Below are 9004 nucleotides of genomic sequence, written 5' to 3'. Positions count from 1 at the left end.
GTTGGCCCGAGCATTCAGCTCGGCATAGCTCAGTCGCTGCTCACCGAAAAGCACCGCCACCGCCTGCGGCGTGCGCAAGACCTGCGCCTCGAACAAGCCATGGATGCTTTGCTGAAGGTCATAACCGACATCGGTCGCGTTGAAGTCGAACAACAGTCGCTGCCGCTCCGCCCCCTCAAGCACCGGCAAACGATTCATCGCCTGCGTCGGTGCCTGTTCCAGCGCGTCCACCAACGCCATCAACGCCGTCTGCATATAACCGCAAATCCGCTGCGCGCCAATGTCCGCCGGCACCATGGCAATCATGGAGAAACCGTTGCCCAGGTCATCGACGTTCAGGCTCAGCGGGTAGTTGGTGCGCTCTTCGCTGCTCAGGGTCTCGATGCCTTGCCAGGCCTGGAGCACGCTGTCCGCATGCTCTGAACCGTGGCTGTGTCGATAGTTGAGCATCGCGCTGAACAACGGCGAAGGCGCTGCAATCGCGCTGCAACGCTGGGCCAGCGCCAACGAAGCATGTTCATGCCCCAGCAAGGCGCTGAGACGCTGGTGAGTCGCCTTGACCGCTTCACGCACCGGGGTGTCGCCCAGATCGACCCGCAACGGCAAGGTGTTGATGAACATGCCCAGCGCACGGTCAGCGCCCTGGCCGCCCTGCATCCGGCCCATCAGCACGGTGCCGAACACCACATTGTCCTGCCCGGAGGTCGCCGCCAACACTTGGGCCCAAGCCAGGTGGAACAGGCTGGCCACGCTGATGCCCGACTGCCGCGCCTGGCTGCGCAGACGCAGGTTCAAGGCGCTGTCGAGCGCCTGCTGTACTTCCTCGATGCCGCGTCCGTCGCCGCGCACATCACGCAGGCTGAATGGCAGGGTCGGCTCGTCGATGTCGCCGAGCATGTCGCGGAAAAACGCTTCATGTTCCGACTCCGAAACACCCAGACGCGCCTGCGCCACGTAATTGCGGTACGGCACCGCCGCCGGCAACGGCTCGCCGGAACCGCGCAAGTACGCCTGCATTTCGTGACGCACCACTTCCAGTGCGGTGTGATCGAGCACGATGTGATGGAACAGCAGCATCGCCACCACCCGGCCATGGGCCGGATCCCGGGCATACACCAGACGCAGCAACGGCGCCCGGGCGATATCGAGGCGGTAATGCCGGGCATCGAAACGGGCGTGCAGTTGCTCAAGAATGTCGCCCGCCGCAGGGTCGAGCATGACCTCCTGCACCACCAGTTCGGCCCGGCGCCACACGACCTGCACCGGCACGCTCAAGCCTTCCCACACCACGCCCGTGCGCAGCACGTCATGGCGGTCGATGACCCGTTGCAGCGCGGCGCTGAAACGCTGCACACGTTCAAGACTGTCGAACGCGATACGCGATTGCAGCAGGTAGGGATCGCCTTCGCCCGCGCTCAAGTGGTGATAAAGAATGCCTTCCTGCAACGGCGCCAGCGGATAGATGTCCTGCACGTTGGCCGCTCCGCCCGGCACGCTGGACACCACGCGGTCGATGGCGGCTTGATCCAGCGTGACCATCGTCAGCATGTCCGGGGTAATGCGGGCGCAATCGGTCGCGATGCGATTGGCCGGCACTTCGATTTCACGACCGCTGCCCACAGCCGCAGCCAGCGCGGCCAGGGTCGGCTGACTGAACAGCACGCGCACGTCAGTGCTCAGGCCGATCTGGCGCATGCGCTCGATCAGGCTCACCGCCAGCAGCGAATGCCCGCCCAGTTCGAAGAAGTGATCGTGACGCCCGACCCGTTCGACGTTCAGCACCTCGCCCCACAGTCGGGCCAGGGCGATTTCGGTCTCGCCGATCGGAGCCTCGTACTCGCGCACCAGCACCGACTCGGCACCCGGAGCCGGCAGTGCCTTGCGATCCACTTTGCCGTTAGGGCTCAGAGGCAGGCTGTCGAGTGCGACGAATGCCGATGGCACCATGTAGTCCGGCAGGCGCGCGCGCAGGTGTTCGCGCAATGCCTCGATCCCCGGTTGCCCGGCCTCGGCGCGCCAGGTGAAGTACGCCACCAGGCGCTCTTCATGCACCAGCACTACGGCCTCGCGCAGGGCCGGATGGCTGAGCAGCTGCGCTTCGATTTCACCCGGCTCCAGACGCAGGCCACGCAACTTGACCTGGAAGTCGTTGCGACCGATGAATTCGAGCTGACCGTCGGCACGGTAGCGCACCCGGTCGCCCGTGGCGTACAGCCGATCGCCGGCGACGAAGGGACTGTTGATGAACCGTTCCGCCATCAACTGCGACAGGCCCAGATAGCCCCGCGCAACCCCGGCACCGCCAATGAACAACTGACCGATGACGCCCATCGGCACCGGGCGCCCGGCAGCATCGAGTACATACAGACGGGTGTTGTTGATCGGCCGTCCGATCGGCAAGGCGCTGTCCGGCACCGGCATTGACGGTTCCAGCGTCCACACCGTGCTGTCCACTGTGGCTTCGGTCGGACCGTAAACGTTGTGCAAACGAACCTGCGGCAAACGCTCACGCACACGACGCGCCAGCGCCGGTGTCAGGTCGCCACCGCCACAGAACACGTCGGTGAGGCTGGTGCACTGACTGACCTCGTCCAGTTCCAGGAACTGTTGCAACAGCACCGGCACGAACTGGATCACGCTGATCCGCTGCTCGCGAATCAGCTGCGCCAGGTACGCCGACTCGCGGTGTCCGTCGGGCCGTGCCAACACCAGACGCAGCCCCGCGCTCAACGGCCAGAACAGTTCCCAGACCGAGGCATCGAAACTGAACGGGGTTTTCTGCAACAGCGCACCGTCCGTCACGGTCGGACACAGTTGCGAACTCCAGTGCAACAGGTTGGTTACGCCGCGATGCTCGACCATCACGCCTTTCGGCGCCCCGGTAGAGCCGGAGGTGTAGATCACGTAGGCCAGGTTCGAAGCGCTCAGGCCCGGGACCTGCGGATTGGCATCCGGATTGAATCGCCAGTGATCCTGATCCAGGTCGATCACCAGCGCAGTGCTTTCGTCAAGCAATGCGCGAGTCGCCCCATGAACCAGCACCGCCACCGGGGCGCTGTCCTTGAGCATGTAATCCAGACGTTCCGCCGGGTACGCCGGATCCAGCGGCACATAGGCACCGCCCGCCTTGAGGATGCCGAGCAGACCGACCATCAGCGCCGGCCCGCGCTCGACACAGATCGCCACCCGCGAATCCGGCCCCACGCCCAACTCGCGCAAATGATGGGCCAGGCGGTTGGCCTGTGCGTTGAGTTCGGCGTAGGTCAGTTGCTGCTCACCAGCCTGCAATGCGATGGCTTGCGGCGCACGTTGGACTTGCGCCTCGAACAGCCCGTGAACGGTTTGCTGCAGATCGTCTGCGGTTTCGGTGACATTAAGGTCGTAAAGCACCCGCTGACGTTCTGCACCTTCAAGGATCGGCAAGCGGTTCAGCGGCTGATCCGGTGCCTGCTCCAGAGCCTGCGCCAGAGTCTCCAGCGCGGTCTGCATATAGTCACAGATCCGCTGCGAACCAATATTCGCCGGGGTCATGGCGGTGAGCACGAAGCCATCCCCCAGATCATCGACGCCGAGGCTCAGCGGATAGTTGGTGCGTTCCTCGCTGCTCAGGGTCTCGATGCCTTGCCAGGCCTGACGGATGTTTTGCTGCTGCGCCTCGTCGGCGCTGTGCCGGTAGTTGAGCATCGAGCTGAACAGCGGCGCCGGTGCGGCCACACCGCTGCAACGCTGAGCCAGCGCCAGGGCGGCGTGTTCATGGCCGAGCAGCGCACTGAGCTGCGCATGCGTCGCCCGAGCCCCTTCGCGCACCGGGGTTTCACCGAGGTCGACCCGCAGCGGCAAGGTGTTGATGAACATCCCCAGCGCCCGGTCGGCCCCGTCGCCGCCCTGCATCCGGCCCATCAGCACCGTGCCGAACACCACCCGCTCCTGCCCGGACGTCGCCGCCAGCACCTGCGCCCACGCCAGGTGGAACAGGCTGGCCACGCTGATGCCCAGTTGCCGGGCCAGGCTGCGCAGGCGCTGGCCGGTGGCGACCGTCAGGGCCTGTCGGGTCTCTTCGATATCACGACCGTCACCTTGCACATCCTGCAAGCCGAACGGCAGGGTCGGCTCGTCGATGTCGCCGAGCATGTCGCGGAAGAACGTTTCGTGCTCCCGTTCGCTGACACCCAGCCGCGCCTGCGCCACGTAGTTGCGGTAAGGCACCGCTGCGCCCAGCGAGGCTTCGCACCCTTGCAGGCAGGCGAGCATTTCGTGCTGCACCACGTCCAGCGCGGTGTGATCCATCACGACATGGTGGAACAGCAACATCGCGACCACCCGGTCGTGAGCCGGATCACGCGCATACACCAGACGCAGCAACGGTGCCTGACTGATGTCGAGGCGGTAATGACGGGCATCGAAACGCCCATGCAATTGCTCAAGGACGTCGCCATCCGCCGCATCCAGCACGACCTCCTGCACCGACAGCTCAACGTGACGCCAGACCACTTGCATGGGCTCGGCCAGTTTCTGCCAGATCACGGCCGTGCGCAGGATGTCGTGGCGGGCGATGACCTGACGCAGCGCTGCCGCGAACGCGTGCACACGCTCGACGCTGTCGAACGCCAGCTTCGATTGCAGCAGGTAGGGGTCGCCCTGCTCTGCGCTCAAGTGGTGATAAAGAATGCCTTCCTGCAACGGTGCCAGCGGATAAATGTCCTGCACGTTCGCAGCACCGCCCGGCACTGTGGCAACGATGCGGTCGATGCCCGTTTGATCCAGTTCGGTCAGGCTCAACAAATCTGGAGTGATACGCGTGCAATCGGCAGGAATGCGATTGGCCGGCACTTCAATTTCGCGCCCGCTGCCCACCGCCGCGGCCAGGGCTGCCAGGGTCGGCTGGCTGAACAGCACACGCACGTCGGTGTTCAGGCCGATTTGCCGCAGACGCTCGATCAGGCTGACCGCCAGCAATGAATGACCGCCCAGTTCGAAGAAGTTGTCGTGGCGACCGACTTGTTCCAGCTTCAGGACATCGGCCCAGATCTGCGCCAGCGCGGTTTCCACCGGGCCCTGCGGGGCTTCGTACTCACGACTGAGCCAGGCGTGCTGATCCGGCTCCGGCAAGGCCTTGCGGTCGAGTTTGCCGTTGGCGGTCAGCGGCAAATTGTCGAGTCGCACATACGCCGCCGGGATCAGGGCTTGCGGCAGAAGCCCTTGCAGATGATTGCGCAGGCTTTCGATGTTGGTCGGTGTACGTTCGGTGAACCACACCAGCAACTGCCCGTCGCGTACCAGCGCCACAGCGTCCTGTACTGCCGGATGACCGGCCAGCGCTGCTTCGATTTCCCCCGGTTCAACCCGCACACCGCGCAGTTTCACCTGATCGTCGTTGCGGCCCAGGTATTCGATGTTGCCGTCCGCCAGCCACCGCGCGAGGTCGCCGGTGCGGTACATCCGCGCCTGCGGCTGGTCGCTGAACGGGTCAGTCAGGAAGCGTTCGGCGGTCAGTTCGGGACGGTTCAGGTAACCCCGCGCCACACCGGCGCCGGCGACATACAACTCACCCGTCACACCCACCGGCACCGGACGTTGCTGATCGTCGAGCAGATAGACGCGGGCATTGGCCATCGGCCGACCGATGTGCAACGGCTGACCGACTTCGACGGGGCCGGAGGTGGCGACCACCGTGGCTTCGGTCGGGCCGTAGTTATTGATCACCGCGAAAGTCTGTTCACGATTGAACTGGCGCAGTTTGTCGCCACCGATCAGCAAGGTGCGCAGGGTCGGGTGTTGCAGCTCACGGCTGAAGGCGTATTCGGCCACCGGCGTCGGCAGGAAGCTCACCTGCAACGGCTGCGCCCGCCACCAGCCCAGCAGTTCGTCCAGATGCTCGTTGCTCACCGATTCCGGCGGCAGGTGCAGGGTCGCGCCGACGCACAGCGCCGGCCAGACTTCCCAGGCCATCGCATCGAAACCGAAACCGGCCACGCTGGCGGTGTGACTGCCGGCGTGCAGATCAAAGGCTTCGGCGTGCCAGTGCACGAGGTTTTCCAGGGTCGAGTGTTCGACCATCACGCCTTTCGGCTGGCCGGTGGAGCCCGAGGTGTAGATCACGTACGCGAGGTTTGCCGGGGTCAGGTACGGCAGCTTCGGGTTACTGTCGGGCAGGTGTTGCCAGGCGGTGCTGTCCAGATCGATCACCGGCATCATGCCCGGCAGATCCCGGGTCGAAGCCTGGACCAGCACCGCTACCGGATCGCTGTCCTGCAACAGGTAGGCCATGCGCTCCGCTGGATGCGCGGGATCCACCGGCACATAACCGGCACCGGCCTTGAGAATCGCCAGCAGCCCGACCAGCATCTGCGGGCCGCGACGCACACAGAGTGCAACGCGGTCGTCTGGTTGCACACCAAGACCGATCAGGTGATGGGCCAGTCGGTTGGCGCGCTGATTGAGTTGTCCGTAGGTCAGCTGTTGCGCGCCTTGAATCATCGCGAGGGCATGTGGATCGCGCTCGGCCTGGAACTCGACCAGTGCGTGAATCGTTGCGCCACGGGGATAGGCCGTGACCGGTGGATTGAAGTCTTCGACCAGATGCTGCAGTTCGGCGGTCGAAAGGATCGGCAAGCGGTTCAACGGTTTTTGCGGCGTCTGCTCCAGCGCCTGCACCAGTTGCTCCAGCGCGGTGTGCATGTAGTTGCAGATCCGTTGCGCACCGATCTGGCTGACTGCCAGGACCGACAACGCAAACCCTTGGCCCAGATCGTCCACACTCAGGGTCAGCGGATAGTTGGTGCGCTCTTCACCACCGAGCTTCTGCACGCCCTCCCAGATACTCTGTCCGCTCTGCGACTGTTGCGCGGGGGCGCTGTGACGGTAGTTGAACAAGGCACTGAACAACGGCGACGACGCCGCGACACCACTGCAACGCTGGGCCAGCGCCAGCGGGGCGTGTTCATGCCCCAGCAATGCGGTCAGCCGTGCGTGGGTTGCCTTGACGCCGTCCCGCGCGCCTGCGCCGACATCGATGCGCAGCGGCAAAGTGTTGATGAACACCCCCAGCGCCCGGTCAGCGCCATCGCCGCCCTGCATCCGTCCCATCATCACCGTGCCGAACACCACGTCGCGCCGGTTCGACAACACGCCCAGCACTTGCGCCCAGGCCAGGTGCATCAGGCTGGCGGCACTCACGCCCAGTTGCCGTGCCTGCTCGCGCAGACGTCCGTTGAGTCCGGCTGCCACCGGTAGCAAGGCTTCCTCGATCCCGTGACCGTCACCCTGCACATCCCGCAGTCCCAGCGGCAGCGTCGGCTCGTCGACGTCGCCGAGCATCTCGCGGAAGAACGCTTCGTGTTCCTGCTCGCCGAGCCCCAGGCGCGCCTGGGCCACGTAGTTGCGATAGGGGATCGGCGCCGAAAGGCTGTCGATCTCACCGAACATGACACCGCGCATTTCCTCGACGATCACTTCCAGCGCGGTGTGATCGAGGATCAGGTGATGGGACAGCAGGATCGCCACCACCCGCTGCTGCTCCGGATCTTCGGCATACACCATGCGCTGCAGCGGCGCCTGGCTGATGTCGAGGCGGTAATGACGGGCATCGAAGCGCTCGTGCAATTGTTCAAGGATGTCGCCGTTTGCTGAATCAAGCGCGACATGCTGTACCACCAGTTCGGCGTGGCGCCACACCACTTGATGAGGCGTCGCCAGGCCTTCGTGGACAACGCTGGTACGCAGGATGTCGTGGCGAGCGATGACCTGCCGCAAGGTGTCGATGAAGGTGCGCAGACGCTCGAGACTGTCGAAGGCCAGACGCGACTGCAGCAAGTACGGGTCGCCCTGCTCCGCGCTCAAGTGGTGATAAAGAATGCCTTCCTGCAGCGGCGCCAGCGGGTAAATATCCTGCACGTTGGCGGCGCCGCCCGGCACGGTGGCGACGATCCGGTCGATGCCGGCCTGATCCAGATCGGTCAGGCTCAGCAGGTCCGGGGTGATGCGGGTGCAGCCAGCGGGAATGCGGTTGGCCGGCACTTCGATTTCGCGGCCGCTGCCCACCGCTGCTGCCAGCGCGGCCAGGGTTGGCTGGCTGAACAGTACGCGCACATCGGTGCTCAGGCCGATCCGGCGCAGGCGTTCGATCAGGCTCACGGCCAGCAATGAATGGCCACCCAGTTCGAAGAAGTTGTCGTGGCGACCGACTTTTTCCAGTTTCAGGACGTCTGCCCAGATCTGCGCCAGTGCAGTTTCCACCGGGCCTTGCGGGGCTTCGTAGGCCTGGCTGAGCCAGGCGCCCGGATCCGGCATCGGCAAGGCTTTGCGGTCGACCTTGCCGTTGTTGTTCAGCGGCAAGGCGTCGAGCTGCACCCAGGCCGACGGCACCATGTAGTCCGGCAGGCGCGCCTGCAACTGGCTGCGCAGGCGGGTGCTGTCCGCGCCCTCTTCGGCGGTGAAATACGCCACCAGACGCAGCGGCTCCGCGCCGTCGCGACGGGCCAGCACGATGGCTTCCCTGACCCCTTCGCAACTCAGCAGGCGGTTTTCGATTTCCCCCAGTTCGATACGGAAACCACGAATCTTCACCTGATCGTCGTTGCGCCCGAGGCATTCCAGTTGTCCCGGGGCGAGCCAGCGTGCGAGGTCGCCGGTGCGGTACAACAGCGCGCCCGGTTGTTCGCTGAACGGGTCTTGCAGGAACTTCTCCGCAGTCAGGTCCGGGCGATTGAGATAACCCAGCGCCACACCTTGGCCGCCGATGTACAACTCACCGGTCACGCCCATCGGCACCGGTTGCTGACGGGCGTCGAGTACGTAGACCTGGGTGTTGGAGATCGGCCCGCCAATCGGCACGCTGTCGGCATCTTCCGCCACTTCGCGCACTTCAAAGGTTGTGGCGTAGGTGGTGGTTTCGGTCGGGCCGTAGCAGTGGACGATGCGCAGGTCCGGCGCTTCGGCCAGCAGACGGCGGAAGGCCGCCGGGTCGGCGCGTTCACCGCCGCACAGCACCATGCGCAGGCCCTTG

1 protein-coding gene is annotated in these 9004 nt (G+C 64.9%); it reads right to left on the bottom strand.

Features of this window, described 5'->3' with window-relative positions; all coding sequences use genetic code 11:
- Window positions 1–9004 (bottom strand): amino acid adenylation domain-containing protein (locus tag ACK6BI_RS27860; RefSeq protein WP_409319645.1); only part of this gene is annotated, 9004 nt, incomplete at both ends.

Origin of the sequence: Pseudomonas sp. KCJK9016, assembly GCF_046231795.1 — a bacterium.
GTDB classification, from domain to species: domain Bacteria; phylum Pseudomonadota; class Gammaproteobacteria; order Pseudomonadales; family Pseudomonadaceae; genus Aquipseudomonas; species Aquipseudomonas bananamidigenes.
This window is presented reverse-complemented; position numbering and strand designations above follow the sequence as displayed.